Source organism: Lactobacillus sp. UMNPBX12 (assembly GCF_002553955.1).
GTDB classification, from domain to species: Bacteria; Bacillota; Bacilli; order Lactobacillales; family Lactobacillaceae; genus Lactobacillus; species Lactobacillus crispatus.
In genome coordinates this window covers 12663-32258 of the sequence record NZ_PCYY01000013.1, presented here as the reverse complement: position 1 = coordinate 32258, position 19596 = coordinate 12663, and the positions used below count along the sequence as shown (strand labels likewise).

The following is a 19596-nucleotide window of genomic DNA, read 5'->3' as shown; positions in this document are numbered from 1 at the left end:
TAGATATATAATTCTTGATTACGAAGTAATCAAGTTCATTTACAGTGCTTTAGCACTAAACTTATGCACAAACTCTCACTCTAGTTCAAAAACAAATATAATTAAAATGACTTCGAAGTTAAACAATCAGTTCAGCTTCGAAGTTTTTCTTTTTGTAGCGTATAATATTGTACGTAACTCTATCTAAAATACGAAATAGGAAAGAGACATAAATGACGGAAAAAACAACTCCAATGATGGAGCAATATTACGAAATTAAAAAACAATATCCTGATGCCTTTCTTTTTTATCGCGTCGGAGACTTTTACGAACTGTTTGAAGATGACGCAGTTAAAGGTGCACAGATTCTTGAATTGACTTTAACGCACCGATCAAATAGAACTAAGAATCCAATTCCAATGGCAGGTGTGCCTCATATGGCTGTGGATACTTATGTAAATACTTTAGTTGAAAAGGGTTATAAAGTAGCACTTTGTGAACAACTTGAGGATCCTAAAAAGGCCAAAGGCATGGTTAAACGGGGAATTATTCAATTAGTGACGCCGGGAACCATGATGAATGAAGGCCCAAATGATGCTAAAGATTCAAATTACTTAACATCAGTAATTACCACTAAGAGTGGCTTTGGTTTAGCCTACAGTGATTTATCCACTGGTGAAATTTATGCTACTCATTTAAAGAGTTTCGATGCTGTTTCCAATGAGCTCTTGTCACTTCGTACTCGTGAAGTTGTGTATAACGGGTCATTATCTGAACAAAATAAAGACTTTATGCACAAGGCCAACATTACGATTTCTCGTCCTACTCCAATTGAAGGTGAACATGCTGAAATTTCTTATGTTGAACAGAATTTGACTAATGGGGCTGAAAAAGAGGCTACCCGTCAGTTAGTTGGCTATTTGCTTTCAACTCAAAAGAGAAGTTTAGCGCACTTGCAGATTGCCAAAAGCTATGAAGTAAATCAATATTTGCAGATGTCACATACTGTGCAGAATAATTTGGAATTGGTTGCTTCTGCCAAAACTGGCAAAAAAATGGGTTCACTTTTCTGGGTTTTGGATAAAACACACACTGCCATGGGTGGACGCTTGCTTAAGCAGTGGCTAGCTCGTCCATTATTAAACATGGATGAAATTAACCATCGTGAAGAAATGGTGCAGGCCTTGCTTGATGGCTACTTTACACGAGAAAATGCAGTTGATGCCTTAAAAGGTGTTTACGACTTGGAACGTTTAACTGGTCGAATTGCTTTTGGTAACGTTAATGCGCGCGAATTACTACAATTATCACGTTCTTTGCAGGCCGTTCCAGTTATTTTAGATGCTTTAGAGCAATCAGATTCAGATATCTTGGTCGATTTTGCTAAAAAAATTGATCCATTAAAGGGCGTTGCCGAAATGATTACTTCCACTATCGTGAAGGATCCACCTGTGTTGACTACTGAAGGTGGCCTGATTCAAGGTGGGGTTGATCCGCAGCTTGATCGCTATCGGGATGCCATGAACAATGGAAAAAAATGGTTGGCTGAGATGGAAGCAGATGAGCGGCAAAAGACAGGTATTGATAACTTAAAGGTCGGTTATAACAAGGTCTTTGGCTATTATATTCAGGTTTCTAACGGTAACAAGTCTAAGGTGCCACTTGATCGTTATACGCGTAAACAAACTTTGACTAACGCTGAGCGTTATATCACACCGGAACTCAAGGAACATGAGAATCTAATTCTTGAGGCACAGACACGGTCAACTGACTTGGAATATGATTTATTTGTTAAGCTGCGTGAGGACGTTAAGAAGTATATCCCTGCTTTACAAAAATTAGGTGGGCAACTAGCAGCGCTGGATGTTTATTGTGGTTTTGCGACAGTAGCTGAACAAAATAATTATTGCCGGCCAACTTTTCACGCAGATAATCAAGATATTAATGTGACTAACGGCCGTCATCCAGTTGTGGAAAAAGTAATGACGGCTGGTTCATATATTCCTAACGATGTCAAAATGGATGAAGGAACCAACATTTATTTAATTACAGGTCCTAACATGTCTGGTAAGAGTACCTATATGAGACAAATGGCTTTGATTGCGATCATGGCTCAAGTAGGTTCCTTTGTGCCAGCTGATAGTGCTGATTTGCCAATTTTTGATCAAATTTTTACAAGAATTGGAGCAGCTGATGACTTAATTTCAGGTCAAAGTACCTTTATGGTAGAGATGAGTGAAGCTAATGAAGCCTTGCAGTATGCTACTAAGCGCAGTTTGGTTCTCTTTGACGAAATTGGTCGTGGTACGGCTACTTACGATGGAATGGCTTTAGCTGGTGCAATTGTTAAGTACTTACACGACAAAGTTGGTGCTAAGGCATTATTTGCTACGCACTATCATGAATTGACAGTGATGGATGAGACTCTGGATCATCTGAAAAATATTCACGTTGGTGCTACCGAAGAAAATGGCAAGTTAATCTTCTTGCATAAAATCCTACCTGGACCTGCTGATCAAAGTTACGGAATTCATGTAGCTCAATTAGCAGGTTTGCCGCGCAACGTTTTGCGAGAGGCAACTAAATTATTAAAGCGGCTTGAAGCACAAGGCAGTGAACTAGCACCAGTTTCGCAGCAATTAGATTTATTTGCAGAGCCTGTGGAAAACAGTGTTGAAGAAACTGAAACACAAAATGACAAGCCCGCAATAACTGATGCACAACAAGATATACTTGATGATATTTCTAATCTTTATTTAGCAGATAAGACACCGTTGCAGGTTATGCAAATGGTAGCTGATTGGCAAAAAGATTTAAAGGATGACGATTAATGAGCAAAATTCATGAGTTATCGGAAACTTTAACTAATCAGATTGCAGCCGGAGAAGTAATTGAGCGCCCAGCTAGCGTAGTTAAGGAATTAGTAGAAAACTCGTTAGATGCTGGTGCTACTCGAATTCGCGTTGATTTTGTAGATGCTGGTTTGAAACAGATTGTAGTTCAAGACAATGGGATGGGGATTGCACGTGATCAAGTTGATCTAGCCTTTACCCGACATGCGACAAGCAAGATTGCCAATGAACACGATTTATTTAAAGTTTCCACTTTAGGCTTCCGCGGAGAAGCATTAGCTTCGATTTCTGCTGTTAGCCATGTGGAAATTCTGACTGCAACTGAAAACGCAATTGGTATTCGAGCTAACTATAGTGGAGGCAATAAAAAAGGCCAAGAAGATGCAGCGGCTCGTAAGGGAACAAAAATTACAGTCAAGGATTTGTTCTTTAACACGCCAGCCAGATTAAAGTATTTGCGTAGTCCAAGAACTGAAATTATGAAGATTGTGGATATTATTAATCGACTTGCGTTAGGTTATCCACATGTGTCTTTCACTTTGTCAAATACTGGCAAAATTTTATTAAGAACGCCAGGAAATAATAATTTAAAGCAAACAGTTGCTAACGTGTATGGCCGTCATATCGCAGAAAAAATGGAAAAATTTGAGGCAAAAGACAGCGATTTTAAGATTACAGGTCTGATGTCTAAACCGGAATTAACACGTTCTACACGCAATTTTATTTCGATTCTCTTAAACGGCCGCTATATTAAAAATTTTCAATTAAATACTGCGATTCTGGATGGCTATGGCTCAAAATTAGCAGCGCGGCATTATCCGATTATTGTGTTAGCAATTAAAGTAGATCCTTTGTTAGTGGACGTTAACGTGCATCCCACTAAGCAGGAAGTTCGTTTATCCAAGGAAAAAGAACTGGGTCGTTTAATCACCAGTGCAATTAGTAATACACTTGTGGAAAAAGTTGAACAAATTAGCGCTTTTGCTAATTTGGAAAATAAACGTGATACGCTAGTTGATCAGCTTAGTTTTAACTTAAATCAAGATGTTGTAAATACAGCTCGTAAAAAAGAACCGGAAATTTGCGAACAAGAAAAGCCAAAATTTTTAACGATTGAATCTGATGATTCAGAAGATAATATTCAAAATGAGGCGGTAAAGCATGATAGTGAAAAGAAATATGTTGATCTTAATCAGCCACGTGAAGATGATCAATATATCGTTACTAAGACCTGGGAACAAAATGTTGCTCTGCAGCAAGCACTAACGCCATTTCCTACAACTAGGACTAATCAGGAAGTCATTTCAAGTGGGGATGAAACTTTAGCTAATAATCTGCCTCGCTTGGTTTATGTTGGACAGACCGATACTTATTTACTTGCCCAACATAATGGCGACCTATTTTTAATTGATCAGGTTGCTGCTAGACGAAGGTTAAAATTTGAGCAAATTTTTCACATGATAACTGCCAAAAAAGTAGTACAACAAGGTTTGTTAACACCAATTATTTTAGAATTTGGTAATCTTGATTTTATGCAAATTAAGGATCAAGTAGAACAGATTAAGCAGGTTGGAATCTATTTGGAAGATTTTGGACAAAATAGTTTTATTGTTCGTTCGTATCCAACTTGGATTCACGATAATGTCGAAGATTCAATTCGGAAGATTTTAGATGGTTATTTGAATGTGGATAAAGGAAAGGCAAAGAACCTGTTTAGCCGGATAGCAGCAATGCAAGCTAAGCGAGAAATTACTGGCAAGATTAAATTATCTGCAGCTGAAGCTGAGCAAATTTTACTTGATTTACGCAAGTGTACTGATCCATATCATGATGCAGATGGACGGATAATTTTAGTTAGAATGAGCCAAAATGAATTGAGAAAAATGTTTAAGAAGGATGAATAATGTACGAATATTTTGAAGGTGTGATTACTGTGGTTACACCAAGCTATGTTGTAGTTGATGTCGGGGGCGTTGGCTACAAGGTCTATAGTCCTACACCCTTTGCCTATACTCAAGGCCAAAAAGCTAAGGTCTTTATTGAGCAAGTGGTGCGTGATACTGGCATTACTTTATATGGTTTTCAAAGTCAAGATGATAAGGGCTTGTTCTTAAAACTACTTAGTGTTAGCGGGATTGGTCCTAAGAGTGCAATGGCAATCATGGCAGCTGAGGATAGTAATTCTTTGGCGGAAGCGATTGAACAAGGTGAAGTTAAGTACCTAACTCGTTTTCCAGGTGTGGGTAAAAAGACGGCTTCACAAATTGTGCTTGATTTAAAGGGTAAATTAGGTGATTATGTTGCTCGGCTTGATCGTCCAGACAATGGTGAGGATGTGCCGCCAGCATTAAATGATGCACTGCTTGCTTTAATTGCTTTGGGTTATACCCAAAAAGAAGTGGATCGGATCACGCCTAAACTGGAGAAAGTTGCTGCAAATACTGCAGATCAATATATTAAAAAGGGCTTAGCATTACTGCTTAAAAAGTAGATCTTGGTATAATAGAACAGATGATTATTTTTTAAGGAAGTGAAACTGGTGGCAGAAGATCAAGTAACTTCAGGTGATATTGAGAATCCTGAAGAACAACAAATGGAACTTTCTTTGCGGCCGCAAACGCTCGACCAGTACTTAGGTCAAAAGCGGGTCAAAAAAGAAATGAGCATTTATATTAAGGCGGCGCGCCAACGTGATGAAGCATTAGATCACGTTTTGCTTTATGGACCACCGGGGTTAGGAAAGACAACTTTGGCTTTCGTAATTGCTAATGAATTGGGAGTTCATTTAAAGAGTACAAGTGGTCCGGCCATTGAAAAGTCAGGCGACTTGGTGGCACTTTTGTCCGACTTAGATCCTGGGGATGTTTTGTTCATTGATGAAATTCACCGTTTAGCTAAACCAGTAGAAGAAGTACTCTACTCTGCAATGGAAGACTACTATATCGATATTGTGATTGGCGAGGGGCAGACTACTCATGCAGTTCACGTGCCGCTGCCACCATTTACTCTAATTGGGGCAACGACTTTGGCTGGGCAATTGTCAGCACCTTTGCGTGATCGCTTTGGCATCGTAGAGCACATGCAGTATTACACTATCGATGAGCTAGAACAAATTGTTTTGCGTTCAAGTGATGTTTTTCACACTTCAATTGCGCCTGAGGCGGCCCATGAATTGGCACGACGCTCGCGTGGTACACCTCGTGTTGCCAATCGCTTACTTAAGCGGGTGCGTGATTTTGCGGAAGTTAAGGGAGAAAAAACAATTTCGCTCGAGACTACTGAAGGCGCGTTAAAACAATTGCAGGTTGACGATGAGGGACTTGATCAGACAGACCGCAGATTATTGAGAACGATGATCGAAGGATATAATGGTGGTCCTGTTGGTATTCGGACTTTGGCAGCTAATGTTGGTGAAGATATGGAAACGATTGAGTCACTATATGAGCCATATTTGTTGCAGCATGGTTTTATTTTACTCACGCCGCGTGGCAGAATGGTGACGGATAAAGCATATTTACAGTTAGGATTACCAATTCCAGGTGATAAATAGTCCCATTTTCTGTATAATGGTTATAATATCTAGAAAATAATTTTAATGAGGTGGAAATTTTGAACATTTTATTTTTAGCAAATGCCGGTGCTGCAGCAAGTAGCAACTGGATGATGATCGGTTTATTTATTATTTTGATCGCTTTCACTTACTTTGGTATGATTCGTCCTCAAAAGAAGCAACAACAACAAAGAATGCAAATGATGGACAAATTGAAGAAGGGTGACGAAGTCATCTTAGTTGATGGTTTGCATGGTAAGGTTGACAAGATCAACAGTGATAAGACTATCGTGGTTGATGCAGATGGCATTTACTTAACTTTTGAAAGAATGGCTGTCCGTCGTGTGATTCCAGTTGCTGCACCAGCAACTCCTGCAGCTGAAACTAAGGCTGAAGCTCCAGCAGAAAAGCCGGAAGAAAAAGCATACGAAACTAAAAAAGAGGATAAGTAATCATATTACTTAAGAGCGTCATTTTAGGCGCTTTTTGTTTTGCTAAAAAAATCCTTGTTGTAAAATAGAAGTGACAATTTTAGTTCAAAGAAAGGGATCTGAAATGAAGAATATTCCCGTTGTAATGATTATTTTTGGTGGTAGTGGTGATTTGGCTCACCGCAAGCTTTATCCAGCTTTGTTTAATTTGTATGAACAAGGCTTAATTCACGATAACTTTGCAGTAATTGGAACTGCTCGTCGTCCTTGGTCACATGAGTATTTGCGTGAGCAGGTTAGTGATGCTATTCATGAAACGCACGATACTGTTGATGAAAATGAGTTGAAAGCTTTTGCAAGTCATTTTTATTATCAATCACATGATGTAACTAATGTGGAACACTATGAGATTTTGAAAAACTTGGCACAAGAGCTCGATGATCGTTATAGTGCACAAGGCAATCGTCTCTTCTACATGGCTATGGCACCAAGATTCTTTGGCACAATAGCAACGCATATTAATGACCAAGACTTGACTGGTAGTGGCTTTAATCGAATTGTAGTTGAAAAGCCATTTGGTCATGATTTGGCTTCAGCAGAGGAATTAAATAAGCAAATCACGGCTTCATTTGATGAAAATGATATTTTTAGAATTGACCACTATTTAGGTAAAGAAATGGTTCAAAATATCATGCCAATGCGTTTTACTAACCCAATGGTTCAAAATATTTGGTGCAGCAAGTATATTAAGAATATCCAAGTTACCTTGGCAGAACGTCTTGGCGTGGAAGCACGTGGAGGTTACTATGATACTTCAGGTGCTTTACGTGATATGGTACAAAACCATATTTTTCAAATTATTACTCTGCTAGCAATGCCAGAACCTAAGGATCTTTCTTCTGCTAGTGTTCACCAAGCCAAGCAAGATTTGCTTAAGAGTTTAATTATTCCTACGCCAGATGATGTCAAGAAATACTTTGTTCGTGGTCAATATTTGGGTAGTGATACTACTTTTGCTTATAAGCAAGAGCCAAATGTTGATCCAGAGTCAACTACTGAAACCTTCGTTGCAGGTAAAGCTAAGTTTAATGAGGGACCAATTGCTGGCGTACCAATTTATTTTAGAACGGGTAAGGAATTCAAAGAAAAGAAGAACCGGATTGACATTGTTTTAAAGCATATTAATAATCCATATGGGCAAGCTCATTCTAACAATATTACGATCGTGATTGACCCAACTAGTGAAATTTACTTTACTATTAATGGCAAACGAATTGACCAACCAGGAATTCGCCGTGAAAACTTAACTTATGAATTTTCAAAAGCCGAAATGGCTAAGGTACCTGATGGTTATGAAAGATTGCTTCATGATGTTTTTGTCAATGATTCAACTAACTTTACGCACTGGAGCGAATTGAAGCGTTATTGGGAATTTATCGATGCAGTTGAAGATGCTTGGCAGAAGGAAAATGAAGCAGGCAATCCGGCCATTGCACAATATTTGCCATACAGAATGGGGCCAAAGGAAGCTAATACAATCTTTGAGTCACCAACTGAACATTGGATTTATGAATAAAGAAAATTTATTACCGCAAAATGACATCCATCGTCGGATTATTCATCTGGACATGGATGCTTTTTACGCTTCGGTTGAAATGCAGGAGCATCCCGAATGGAAAAATAAGGCATTGATTGTTGGGCAAGATCCACGACAAAATGGTGGACATGGAGTAGTGGCTACTTGCAATTATGTAGCTCGTAAGTATGGCGTTCATTCAGCTATGGCCGCAATTCAAGCAGTACGTTTGGTTCCCAAGGAGCTAATAGTTTTTACTAGACCACGATTTGATAAATATCGTGCAGTGTCAGCTAAAATCCATTCTTTTATGCATGATGTGACAGATCAGGTTGAATCAGTGGCTTTAGATGAAGCTTATCTAGACGTGACACATCCAAAGATAGAGCAGGAGTCTGCAGTTCAAATTGCTTTAGATTTACAGAAAAGGATTCGGCAAGAAGTAGGCTTAAACTCGTCTTTTGGCGTTTCCTATAATAAGTTTTTAGCTAAAATGGGATCAGAATACGCCAAACCGTTTGGTCGAACCGTAATTTTGCCTAGTGAAGTGCAGAACTTTTTAGCAATGCAAAAGATTGAGAAGTTTCCTGGTATTGGACCGAAGACGCAAGAAGAGCTGCATCAGATAGGTGTTTATACTGGGGCAGATTTACAAAAAGTTGAGGTTTTAACCTTAATTAAAAAATTTAAGAAAATGGGGTATATTTTAGCCCAACATGCACGTGGAATAGATTTAAGACCTGTTGTTACAGACTCAGAGGCTAATCGAAAATCAATTGGCATGGAGCGGACTTACGAGCCTGCAATTTATACTGAGGATGAAGCCCTAACCAATATTCGTAACTATTGCAATCATTTGGAAGCAGCATTAAAAAAACGCAATTTTAAGGCAGGTACTGTTGTTATTAAAGTAAGAAATAATAATTTTGATACGGTAACCAAGAGAAAAAAGTTGAAAACACCTTCTGATAGTCACTTAGATTTTTATGATGTGGCTCGTGACTTGTTCGAAGCAACAAGTTCCTTTTTAGATGATGGAATTCGTTTATTGGGAGTCACTGTAACTGACTTTGAAAAGAAAAAATATCAATCAATCAGTTTGTTCGACTAATAAATAAAGCTATTTTTCTGGTAAACTAGATACAGATATTTTTACAAGATGAGGAGATTAAAAATGAGTAGTTTTGATGACATTTATGAAAAAATCTTGCAATATCCTACAATTATCTTGCACCGCCACACTAGTCCTGATCCAGACGCAATTGGTTCACAAGCTGGTTTAGCTAGAGCATTAATGGAAAAATTCCCGGACAAGCGCATTCTTTGTGCTGGGGAAAACGATGAAGGCGACTTAGCTTGGATTAACCACATGGATCAAGTCAAGGCAACTGATTACGAAGGTGCTTTGGTAATTACTACTGATACCGCTAATACACCAAGAATTTCTAATAAGTTGTATGATAAGGGTGACTTTTTAATTAAGATTGACCACCACCCAGATGTTGATCCATATGCTGATATGAGTTACGTAGATCCAGATGCTCCAGCAGCATGCCAAATCATTGTAGACTTCTTGAATGAAGAGGGCTTTAAGATTACCAAGGAAGTTGCTTACCCACTTTATGCTGGAATTGTAGGCGATACCGGTCGTTTCATGTATCCAGAAACTTCAGAGCATACTTTTAAGGTGGCTGCTCAATTAGCTTCTACTGGAATTAACATTACTGAAATCGCTCGTAATATTGCTGATGTAACTTTTGATGAGGCAAAATTGCAAGCCTTGGCAATGGACAAGATGGAAATTGATCCCGTTGGTGCAGCTTATACAATTTTGATGCAGTCAGACTTGAAGAAGTTAGGTTTGACTGATGATCAAGCAAATGTTGCTGTATCTACTCCAGGACGTATTAAAGATGTGCTTGCTTGGAATGTTTTTGTTGAAAAACCAGATGGTACTTTCCGCGTACATTACCGTTCAAAGGGTCCTGTAATCAATGAATTAGCTGCTAAGCATGATGGTGGTGGTCATGCATTAGCTAGTGGTGCTAACGCTAAGGATATGGACGAAGTAAAGCAGGTATTTGCGGAAGTCGTTGAAGTAACTAAGAAGTTTAAAGAAGATCATGAATAATATTTTTATAGATTCAAGAATTAAACCAGCTATTCAGGCTGGTTTAAAGAAGATCCATTTTGAAAAGCCAACTAAGGTGCAGGAGAAAGTTATTCCTGCTATGTTGTCTGACTTGAGTGTAGTAGTGCAAGCAGCAACTGGTTCAGGAAAAACGCATGCTTATTTAGTACCAATTTTTAATGAAATTGAAGAAGATAAACGCTATGTTCAAGCAATCGTTACTTTGCCTAGTCGTGAATTAGCCGATCAGCTTTATCAAGTAGCACGGCAGCTCCGTGATGCGGCAGGGATGCATTTTTCAATTGCACATCTTGCGGGCGGAACTGATCGTGAACGTCAATTAGAAAAGTATCAAAATAATACTCCACAATTGGTGATTGCAACTCCAGGACGTTTGTTAGACTTTGTTCAAAAGAAGGTTTTTGCAGTTGATCAAGTAAAAACTTTTGTTATCGACGAAGCTGACATGACCTTGGACATGGGCTTTTTGAACGACATTGATCAAGTTGCTGCTAAATTGCCGAAGGATGTCCAAATTGCTGCCTTTTCAGCAACTATTCCAGTTAAATTGTCTAACTTTTTACGCAAATATATGGCTCATCCTGATGAGATCGTTATTGATAATCCTAGTGTTATTGCGCCAACGATTAAAAACGATTTGCTTGATATTGGCTCAAAGGATCGCAAGAATGTCTTGTACAAATTGTTAACTATGGGACAACCATATTTGGCGTTGGTTTTTGCTAACACTAAGCAAAAGGTTGATGAGTTGACTAATTATTTGCAAGATCAGGGTTTGAAGGTAGCTAAAATTCACGGTGGGGTAACTGAACGTGAAAGAAAGCGTACTCTGCGTCAGGTTGAGCAAGGACAGTATCAATATGTGGTAGCTAGTGACCTAGCTGCTCGTGGCTTAGATATTGATGGTGTTAGTCTGGTTGTCAATTATGAAATACCACGTGATATTGAGTTCGTGATTCACCGGATTGGCCGGACGGGGCGTAATGGCTTATCTGGTCATGCGATAACTTTAATTCGTGAAGAAGAAATGAACCGAATTGAAGAATTGGAAAAGATGGGTGTTCATTTTGACTTCGTTGAAATTAAAAATGGTGAATTAGTGCCACGTAAACACTATCGCAGTCGTGAAAATCGTCAAAGCAAGAATCGTAAGCTTGATACCAAGCTGGTGGGTTACGTTAAAAAAGAGAAGAGAAAGCGTAAGCCAGGTTACAAGAAGAAGATTAAGCGTGCGATTCAAGAGGATAATCGTCAAAAACGTAAGTTGGAACAGCGTCATGAGGTTCGTAAGGCAAAACGTTTGAGAAAGCGCAAGCGTGAACAAGGGCTTTGACAGAAGCGGATTTTGTAGTACAATTATTTCAGCTTAAGATATGTTTTTTGATCAATTATTTCAAAGAGAGAGCCAGTTAGATGAGAATGGCTTAATAATAGTCAAAAAATGCTCCTTTAAGTTTCATAATTAAGAATATCAAGAGGTAACAAACACTGTTGCAATCAAGGTGGTACCGCGCGTGGAGCGTCCTTGAAGAAAGCAATAGTGTTTTTTATTTATTTTTAGGGAGATTTATTTTAATGAAGAAACTAAATAGTTCAGAGTTTCGCCAAATGTTTTTAGACTTCTTCAAGGATCATGGTCACATGATTATGCCAAGTGCATCATTAATCCCACAAGATGACCCAACTCTTCTTTGGATTAACTCAGGTGTTGCTACCATGAAGAAGTACTTTGATGGCTCAGTTGTACCAAAGAATCACAGAATTACTTCATCTCAAAAGTCAATCAGAACCAACGATATTGAAAATGTTGGTAAGACTGCACGTCACCAAACTTTCTTTGAAATGCTTGGTAACTTCTCAGTTGGTGACTACTTTAGAGATGAAGCTATTCCTTGGGCATGGGAATTCTTAACTAGTCCTGATTGGCTTGGCTTGCCAAAGGAAAAGCTTTACTGTACTGTTTATCCAAAAGATGAAGACTCATTTAATGTTTGGGTAAAGGCAGGGATGCCAGCTGATCATATTGTTAAGTTGGAAGATAACTTCTGGGATATTGGTGAAGGTCCATGTGGTCCTGATACCGAAATTTTCTACGATCGTGGTCAAGAAAACAACGACGTTGCTGAAGATGATCCAGAAAACTTCCCTGGTGGTGAAAATGCACGTTACCTTGAAATTTGGAACATCGTATTTTCACAATACAACCACTTGCCAAATGGCAAATATGTCGATCAACCACATAAGAACATCGATACTGGTATGGGACTAGAACGTGTTCTTTCAATTTTGCAAGATGCTCCAACAAACTTCGAAACCGACTTGTTCTTGCCAATTATTCACGCCACTGAAGAAATGACTGATGACAAGAAGTACGGCGTTAACAAGGAAGACACTACTGCTTTCAAGATTATCGCTGACCACGTTCGTGCCGTAAGTTTTGCGATTGCTGACGGTGCTCTTCCATCAAACTCAGGCCGTGGTTACGTTTTACGTCGTTTGATCCGTCGTGCTGACTTGAACGGTCAACGTTTGGGCATCAAGGGTGCCTTCCTTTACAAGCTTGTTCCAGTTGTAGGTAAGATTATGGAAAGTCACTACCCAGAAGTAATGGACCAACGTGGCTTTATCGAAAACGTAATCCAAAACGAAGAAGAAAGATTCCAATCAACTCTTGATACTGGTTTGACTTTGCTTGATGACTTGATTGACAAGGCTAAGAAGTCAAAGGACAAGACTATCTCAGGTAAAGATGCCTTCAAGATGTTCGATACTTACGGCTTCCCATATGAATTGACTTTTGAATCAGCACAAGATGCTGGCCTTAAGGTTGACAAGAAGGGCTTTGACGCAGAAATGGCTGCTCAAAAAGAGCGTGCACGTAAAGCTCGTGGTGACCTTCAATCAATGGGACGTCAAGATGTAACTTTAATGAACATTAAGGATAAGTCAGTCTTTGAACGTGATACTTACGAAGAACCACATGCAAAGCTAGTTGACATTGTTGTTGATGATAAGTTGGTTGATAAGGCCGATGGCGAACATGCTACTTTGGTCTTTGACAAGACTCCATTTTACGCAGAACGTGGTGGTCAAGTTGCTGATCATGGTAAGATTTATAACCAAAATGGCGAATTAGTAGCTGAAGTTACTGACGTCCAACACGCACCTAACGACCAAAACTTACACTTTGTTGACCTTATTTTGCCAGTTGAAAAGGGTCAAGAATACGTATTGAAGTTAGATAAGGAACGTCGTGAAGGGTTACGTCACTCTCACTCAGCAACTCACCTTCTTCACGCTGCTCTTCGTCAAGTCTTAGGTGAACACACTCACCAAGCTGGTTCATTAGTTGATCCTGACTACTTAAGATTTGACTTTACTGCAATGGAACCAATGACCAAGCGTGAGCTTAAGACCGTTGAAGAATTGGTTAACCAAAAGATTTGGGAAGCTATTCAAGTTAAGACTACTATCACTACCCCTGAAGAGGGTGAAAAGATGGGTGCTTTAGCCCTCTTTGATAGCAAGTACGGTGATAAGGTTCGTGTTGTTCAAATGGGTGACTTCTCAAGTGAATTCTGTGGTGGTACTCACGTGGACAATACTAACCAAATTGGAATCTTCAAGATTACTTCAGAATCAGCTGTCGGTGCTGGTATGCGTAGAATTGAAGCTGTAACTTCTAAGAAGGCTTATGAATACTTGGCAAACCGTTCAGACTTACTTGATGATATTCAAGAAGAAGTTAAGGCAACCAAGCCAGATAACATTGTCGATAAGATTGATTCACTTGAAAGTGATTTGCACGATGCTCAAAAGCAAGTTGAAACTTTGAACAAGAAGATCAATGCTGCTAAGGCTGGTCAAATCTTTAATGACGTTAAACAAGCTGGTGACTTGACTGTCATTGCTGCTACTGCAGATGTTAACGGGATGAATGACTTGCGTGAACTTGCTGATAACTGGAAGAGCGGCAACAAGTCTGATGTTTTAGTTTTAGCTGCTGAAAATGCTGGCAAGGCTAATATGATTATTGCCTTAGGCCAAAAGGCATTAGACAAGGGCCTTAAAGCAGGTAACTTAATCAAGATCGCTGCCCCAATCTTTGGCGGTGGCGGTGGCGGCCGTCCAAACATGGCTCAAGCCGGTGGTAAGAATCCAGCAGGCTTGAATGATGCTATTAAGGCAGTTATTGACGAAATTTCTAAGAACTAAGAATTAATTAATTGTGTTTAAGCTTTTTTTCAAGTAAAATTGTTGACAGGAGGAATAAATATGAGTTCGCTAGATAAGACTATGCATTTTGACTTTAATCAGAACAAAGGAAAAAATGTTTATGATACTCTGCAAGATGTTTACAATGCGCTTGAAGAAAAGGGCTATAATCCTATTAACCAGATTGTAGGTTACTTACTTTCTGGCGATCCTGCTTATATTCCACGGCATAACGATGCCCGTAATTTGATTCTTAAGCACGAACGTGACGAGATTATTGAAGAACTTGTTAAGAGTTATCTTGGTAAGAATAAATAATGCGTTTATTAGGTTTAGATGTAGGTTCTAAAACTGTGGGAGTAGCAATTAGCGATGAGCTAGGAATTACTGCCCAGAAGTTGGAGACTATCCAGATTGATGAAAGCAGATATAACTTTGGTATGCGTCCATTGAAGAAGCTAGTCAGACAATATGAAGTTGACGGTTTCGTATTAGGTTTACCTAAGAATATGGATGGTACTTCTGGTAGTTCCGTAGCTAGAAGTAAGGCATACGGCAAACGACTAGAGGAAAAGTTTGGTTTACCTGTACATTATTCTGATGAGAGATTGACAACAATTGAATCACGACGAGTACTTGTTGAGGATGCAGGGATCCATGATCGCAAGAAGCGTAAACAAGTAATTGATCAGATGGCAGCGGTGCTCATCTTGCAAAATTATTTAGATTTACACCGAAAGGATTAAAATGGCAGCACAAGTTAATGGTGACGATCAAGATCGTCAAATTACTTTGATTGATGATCAAGGTAATGAAGAATTGTATGAGATATTATTTACTTTTCATTCAGATGATTATGACAAATCTTACGTGCTTCTTTATCCAGCCGCTGTTGGCGATGATGAAGATATTGAGGTGCAAGCTTTCAGTTATGATGCCGATGATGCCGGCGATGTAACAAGTAGCGATTTGCATGAGATTGAATCTGATGATGAGTGGGACATGGTCCAGGGAGTTTTAAATACTTTCTTAGATGATGATCGCTTGAGTGGTAAATAATAAAAAGAGGACTGGCTGTGGCTGGTCCTTTTTGTTAGTTTTAGAAAAAAGATAAAAATGAACAAGAAAATATTAGAGATTTTAGAATTTGGCGAAATTACTAAGCGCTTGAGTAAATTAGCGATTACTGGTCCCGCTAAAAAAGAAGCGGAGGAATTATTACCTAGTGGTGATTTTGAACAAGTACAAAATGAGTTAAAGCAGACTTTAGCTTTGACTAATTTGCTACGAATTAAGGGACAACTTCCTTTAACGGACTTTCAGGACGTACGTCCAAGTACTAAACGTTTAAGCGTGAAAGCTAATTTAAATGCTAAGGAATTAGGTAATTTATTATTAGTATTAAGTTTAGCTCATGAAATTAATGACTTTTTGGCAGAAATAGATCCAAACAAACTGGATTTAACTGCAATTGATGAAATTTTAGATCAATTAGATGTGCCGGATCTTTTATTTAGAGAATTAAAGAAATCAGTTGATTATGATGGTGAGGTATTAGATACAGCCTCACATGAACTAGCTCGTTTGCGTCATGATATACGTTCTAATGAAGAGGAAATTAAGAATAAGATGGATGCTTATACTAAGGGCAATAGTAGTAAGTATTTATCTGAGCAAATTGTGACTATTCGTGATGAACGCTATGTTATTCCAGTTAAGCAAGAATATCGGGCAAAATTTGGTGGGGTAGTTCATGATCAAAGTGCCAGTGGTCAAACACTGTTTATAGAGCCGGAAGCCGTTTTAAACCTTAATAACCGCCAACAGAATTTAATTGCTCAAGAAAAACAAGAAATTCGTAATATTTTGAAGCACTTATCTAATTTGGCTCGTGAAGAAATTACTAGTTTGAATAATATTGCGGCTGCATTAACTGAACTAGATTTCTTGCAGGCTAAAGCCAAGTTAGCAAAAGAAATGAAGGCAAGTGAGCCTCGTCTGACACAAGACCATTCTTTGAACTTATTAAAAGCGCGTCACCCATTGATTGACCCAGAAAAGGTAGTACCTAATGACATTCGTTTAGGTGGTGAATTTGATACTATGCTGATCACGGGGCCTAACACCGGTGGTAAGACAATTACCTTAAAAACAGCAGGATTGCTTCAATTGATGGCACAGTCTGGATTATTTATCCCGGCTGAAGAAGGTAGCAAGGTTGGCGTCTTTAAGCAAGTTTATGCTGATATTGGCGATGAACAGTCAATTGAACAATCGTTAAGTACTTTTTCATCACATATCAATGATATTATTGCGATCATGAAGAATGTTGATTCTGAGACCTTAGTTTTAATTGATGAAATTGGTGCAGGGACTGATCCAGAAGAGGGTGCTAGTTTGGCAATTAGTATCTTAGACTTTTTGCGTAAAAAAGATGCTAAGATCATGGTGACAACGCACTATCCTGAATTGAAGCTTTATGGTTATAATCGGCCACGGACGACTAATGCCTCAATGGAATTTGACTTAAAGACCTTGTCGCCAACTTATCATTTGCAGATTGGTATTCCTGGTCATAGTAATGCCTTTGCCATTGCCCGCAAGCTAGGGATGCGTGAAGATGTTGTCAAAAATGCCCAGAACTTAATGTCAGATGAAGATTCTGATATTAATAAGATGATCACCAAGTTGAATACGCAAACCAAGGCAGCTGCTGTGGCTCGCAATCGTCTGCAAACCAGTTTGGATCGGAGCCAAAAATTGGAGCAAAAGTTGCAACAAGCACTTGATTGGTATAACCAACGTGTACAAAAACAGCTTGATTTTGCACAAGAGCGAGCTAATGAAGTTGTTGCCAAACGCCGTAAAAAAGCTGATGAGATTATTGCCCAACTTGAAAAACAAAAGAACATGGGCGTCAAGGAAAATAAGATTATTGAAGCTAAAGGCGAACTCAACAGTTTAGAGCGTCAGGCTAATAATTTGGCTCATAATAAGGTCTTACAGCGTGAAAAACGTCGTCACCATGTAAGTGTAGGCGATCGAGTAAAGGTCCTCTCATATGGTCAGACAGGTACGATTACTAAGAAATTATCTGAACATGAATATGAGGTTCAGATGGGAATTATCAAAGTTAAGGTTAGTGATCGCGATATTGAGAGAATTGAAAAGGGCGAAAGTACTAAGCCTAGACAAACTGTTAGAGCAACCAGTGCGGTTAGAAGAAGTAATGCTCATAGCGAGCTGGATTTGCGAGGTCAACGCTATGATGAAGCAATGACTAATTTGGATCGATATATTGATTCTGTTTTACTGGCAGGACTTGATACGGTTACGATTATTCACGGTATTGGTACTGGTGCGATTAGAAAAGGTGTTTGGCAATATCTCCGCAGCAGCAATCATGTAAAGAACTTTAATTATGCACCAGCTAATGAAGGTGGCAATGGTGCCACAATTGTACAATTAAAGTAAGCGTCTTACTTGCAAAAAGTAAGTATAATAGAATATACTTATAATATAAATAAATGAATTGAAAAAATGTGAGGTAATAATTATGGTTGAAGCAATTAATGATCAAAATTTTGAAGAAGAAACTAAGAATGGTGTAGCATTAGTAGACTTTTGGGCAACTTGGTGTGGTCCATGTAAGATGCAATCACCAGTAATTGATCAATTATCTGAAGAACGTCAAGACGTTAACTTCTACAAGATGGATGTTGACCAAAATCAAGATACAGCTAAGAATTTGGGTATTATGGCTATTCCTACTTTAATCGTAAAGAAGGATGGCAATATTGTAGACCGAATTACTGGTTACACTCCAAAAGAAAAGTTAAACCAAATTTTGGATCAATATACTGATTAATTTAAAAATCAAAAAAAGCTTGAGACGATGTTGCCTCAAGCTTTTTTGATATATCACTTATTTTGATTTACTTGCTTTTTTAGCAAGTCACGAATTTCTTCTAAATAGTCGGCCTCAGTTGGACCAGCTTCTTTTTCTTTCTTGGGCATTACTCTATTTAAAGCCTTGATCATTAAAAATACCACAAATGAAATGATCAAGAAGTTAATGACAGAATTGATGAAGCTGCCATATTTAAATGTAGCATCCCCAACCTTAAAAACGAGGTTAGAAAAATCAATTTTGCCGGCAAAGATCCCAAGTAGGGGGTTGATCAAGTTTTTTACTAAAGATTGTACGATAGCAGTGAAGGCAGCACCAATGATTACACCAACTGCCATGTCCATTACATTGCCACGTGAAATAAACTCTTTAAATTCTTTAATCATGCTCTACTCCTATATCTAATATATATATAAATGCGATTTTAACTAAAGTATATATGAGTGGTTATTTATAGTCTATCAATTTGCTTTTAACCGAAGCGAGCGATAAATTGAACTTTCTTTTCTTTATCTAAAATATTAATTTCACATTCGGTGGTTCGACCAGTTGATTTTTGAAATGCTTCCGCGATCATTCCGCCTTCAAGGGAGAATTCCTTGCTGGCGCTATTCAAACGATCAGTGACAGTTTGGCCACTTAATTCGTAAGTAGTAAATGATCGTCTTTCTTTAACTTTTTCTAGCTTACCAAATTCAGCCATGTTGAAGAATTCAACTAAATCATCATAATCACTTAAATCATATTTTCGCGCGATTCTCTTGCCAGCCCAATAAAGAATTGAGGCGTCATCATCGCCTAAAATAGTTGGCAAAAGGAAATCGCGGTAAAGTTGGTTAATAAAATATACGTGCTCGTTTGTGTTTTCTGTGTTTTCTGTCATAAACTTGTTCATCCCTTTTATTCTTTTTTATTTTACCGTAAACTAGTA

The 19596-nt window shown here is 38.5% G+C and carries 17 protein-coding genes; 15 read left to right on the top strand and 2 right to left on the bottom strand.

Going from position 1 to position 19596, the window contains the following annotated elements; translation table 11 throughout:
- The first annotated feature begins 233 nt into the window (after positions 1–233).
- From mutS to trxA, 15 genes are all read left to right on the top strand, one after another.
- Positions 234–2810, top strand: coding sequence for a DNA mismatch repair protein MutS (gene mutS / locus CP363_RS06525; protein WP_089145334.1), 2577 nt, complete (start codon positions 234–236; stop codon positions 2808–2810).
- On the top strand, positions 2810–4735 hold the full coding sequence (gene mutL, locus CP363_RS06520) for a DNA mismatch repair endonuclease MutL (protein ID WP_098036022.1): 1926 nt from the start codon (positions 2810–2812) through the stop codon (positions 4733–4735). Before mutS ends, mutL begins: the two co-directional genes overlap by 1 nt.
- The gene (gene ruvA, locus CP363_RS06515; RefSeq protein ID WP_013085870.1) at positions 4735–5322 is read left to right on the top strand and encodes a Holliday junction branch migration protein RuvA; all 588 of its coding nucleotides are present in this window, start codon (positions 4735–4737) and stop codon (positions 5320–5322) included. The genes mutL and ruvA overlap by 1 nt, the downstream gene beginning before the upstream one ends.
- Before the next feature lie 39 nt (positions 5323–5361).
- Positions 5362–6381, top strand: coding sequence for a Holliday junction branch migration DNA helicase RuvB (ruvB, locus tag CP363_RS06510; protein WP_013085871.1), 1020 nt, complete (start codon positions 5362–5364; stop codon positions 6379–6381).
- A gap of 59 nt (positions 6382–6440) precedes the next feature.
- The gene (gene yajC / locus CP363_RS06505; protein WP_198995783.1) at positions 6441–6833 is read left to right on the top strand and encodes a preprotein translocase subunit YajC; all 393 of its coding nucleotides are present in this window, start codon (positions 6441–6443) and stop codon (positions 6831–6833) included.
- Positions 6834–6936: 103 nt separating this feature from the next.
- A complete protein-coding gene (zwf, locus tag CP363_RS06500; RefSeq protein ID WP_098036020.1) occupies positions 6937–8388 on the top strand; it encodes a glucose-6-phosphate dehydrogenase in 1452 nt (483 codons plus the stop codon).
- Positions 8381–9499: a DNA polymerase IV gene (gene dinB / locus CP363_RS06495; RefSeq protein ID WP_023488880.1), complete on the top strand. Its 1119-nt coding sequence runs from the start codon at positions 8381–8383 to the stop codon at positions 9497–9499. The genes zwf and dinB overlap by 8 nt, the downstream gene beginning before the upstream one ends.
- Before the next feature lie 63 nt (positions 9500–9562).
- Positions 9563–10519 carry a bifunctional oligoribonuclease/PAP phosphatase NrnA gene (locus CP363_RS06490; RefSeq protein ID WP_023488881.1) on the top strand — a complete coding sequence of 319 codons (957 nt, stop codon included), beginning with the start codon at positions 9563–9565 and terminating at the stop codon, positions 10517–10519.
- Complete coding sequence (locus CP363_RS06485; protein ID WP_005720540.1) at positions 10512–11873, top strand: DEAD/DEAH box helicase; 1362 nt, start codon at positions 10512–10514, stop codon at positions 11871–11873. Before CP363_RS06490 ends, CP363_RS06485 begins: the two co-directional genes overlap by 8 nt.
- Positions 11874–12115: 242 nt before the next feature.
- Positions 12116–14755, top strand: coding sequence for an alanine--tRNA ligase (gene alaS, locus CP363_RS06480; RefSeq protein ID WP_061204454.1), 2640 nt, complete (start codon positions 12116–12118; stop codon positions 14753–14755).
- Between the two features lie 60 nt (positions 14756–14815).
- Positions 14816–15073, top strand: coding sequence for an IreB family regulatory phosphoprotein (locus tag CP363_RS06475; protein WP_003549189.1), 258 nt, complete (start codon positions 14816–14818; stop codon positions 15071–15073).
- A complete protein-coding gene (ruvX, locus tag CP363_RS06470; RefSeq protein ID WP_005720532.1) occupies positions 15073–15501 on the top strand; it encodes a Holliday junction resolvase RuvX in 429 nt (142 codons plus the stop codon). Before CP363_RS06475 ends, ruvX begins: the two co-directional genes overlap by 1 nt.
- Before the next feature lies 1 nt (position 15502).
- Positions 15503–15814 (top strand): DUF1292 domain-containing protein, encoded by a 312-nt coding sequence (locus tag CP363_RS06465; RefSeq protein WP_005720531.1) that lies wholly within the window; start codon positions 15503–15505, stop codon positions 15812–15814.
- A gap of 57 nt (positions 15815–15871) precedes the next feature.
- On the top strand, positions 15872–18229 hold the full coding sequence (locus CP363_RS06460; RefSeq protein ID WP_098036019.1) for an endonuclease MutS2: 2358 nt from the start codon (positions 15872–15874) through the stop codon (positions 18227–18229).
- An 82-nt stretch (positions 18230–18311) separates the two neighbouring features.
- A complete protein-coding gene (gene trxA, locus CP363_RS06455) occupies positions 18312–18623 on the top strand; it encodes a thioredoxin (protein ID WP_005720529.1) in 312 nt (103 codons plus the stop codon).
- A 53-nt stretch (positions 18624–18676) separates the two neighbouring features.
- On the opposite strand, the gene mscL is transcribed toward trxA, so the two are convergent.
- On the bottom strand, positions 18677–19051 hold the full coding sequence (mscL, locus tag CP363_RS06450) for a large-conductance mechanosensitive channel protein MscL (RefSeq protein ID WP_005720528.1): 375 nt from the start codon (positions 19049–19051) through the stop codon (positions 18677–18679).
- 86 nt (positions 19052–19137) lie between these two features.
- On the bottom strand, positions 19138–19560 hold the full coding sequence (locus tag CP363_RS06445; protein WP_005720527.1) for a YslB family protein: 423 nt from the start codon (positions 19558–19560) through the stop codon (positions 19138–19140).
- Positions 19561–19596: the final 36 nt, after the last annotated feature.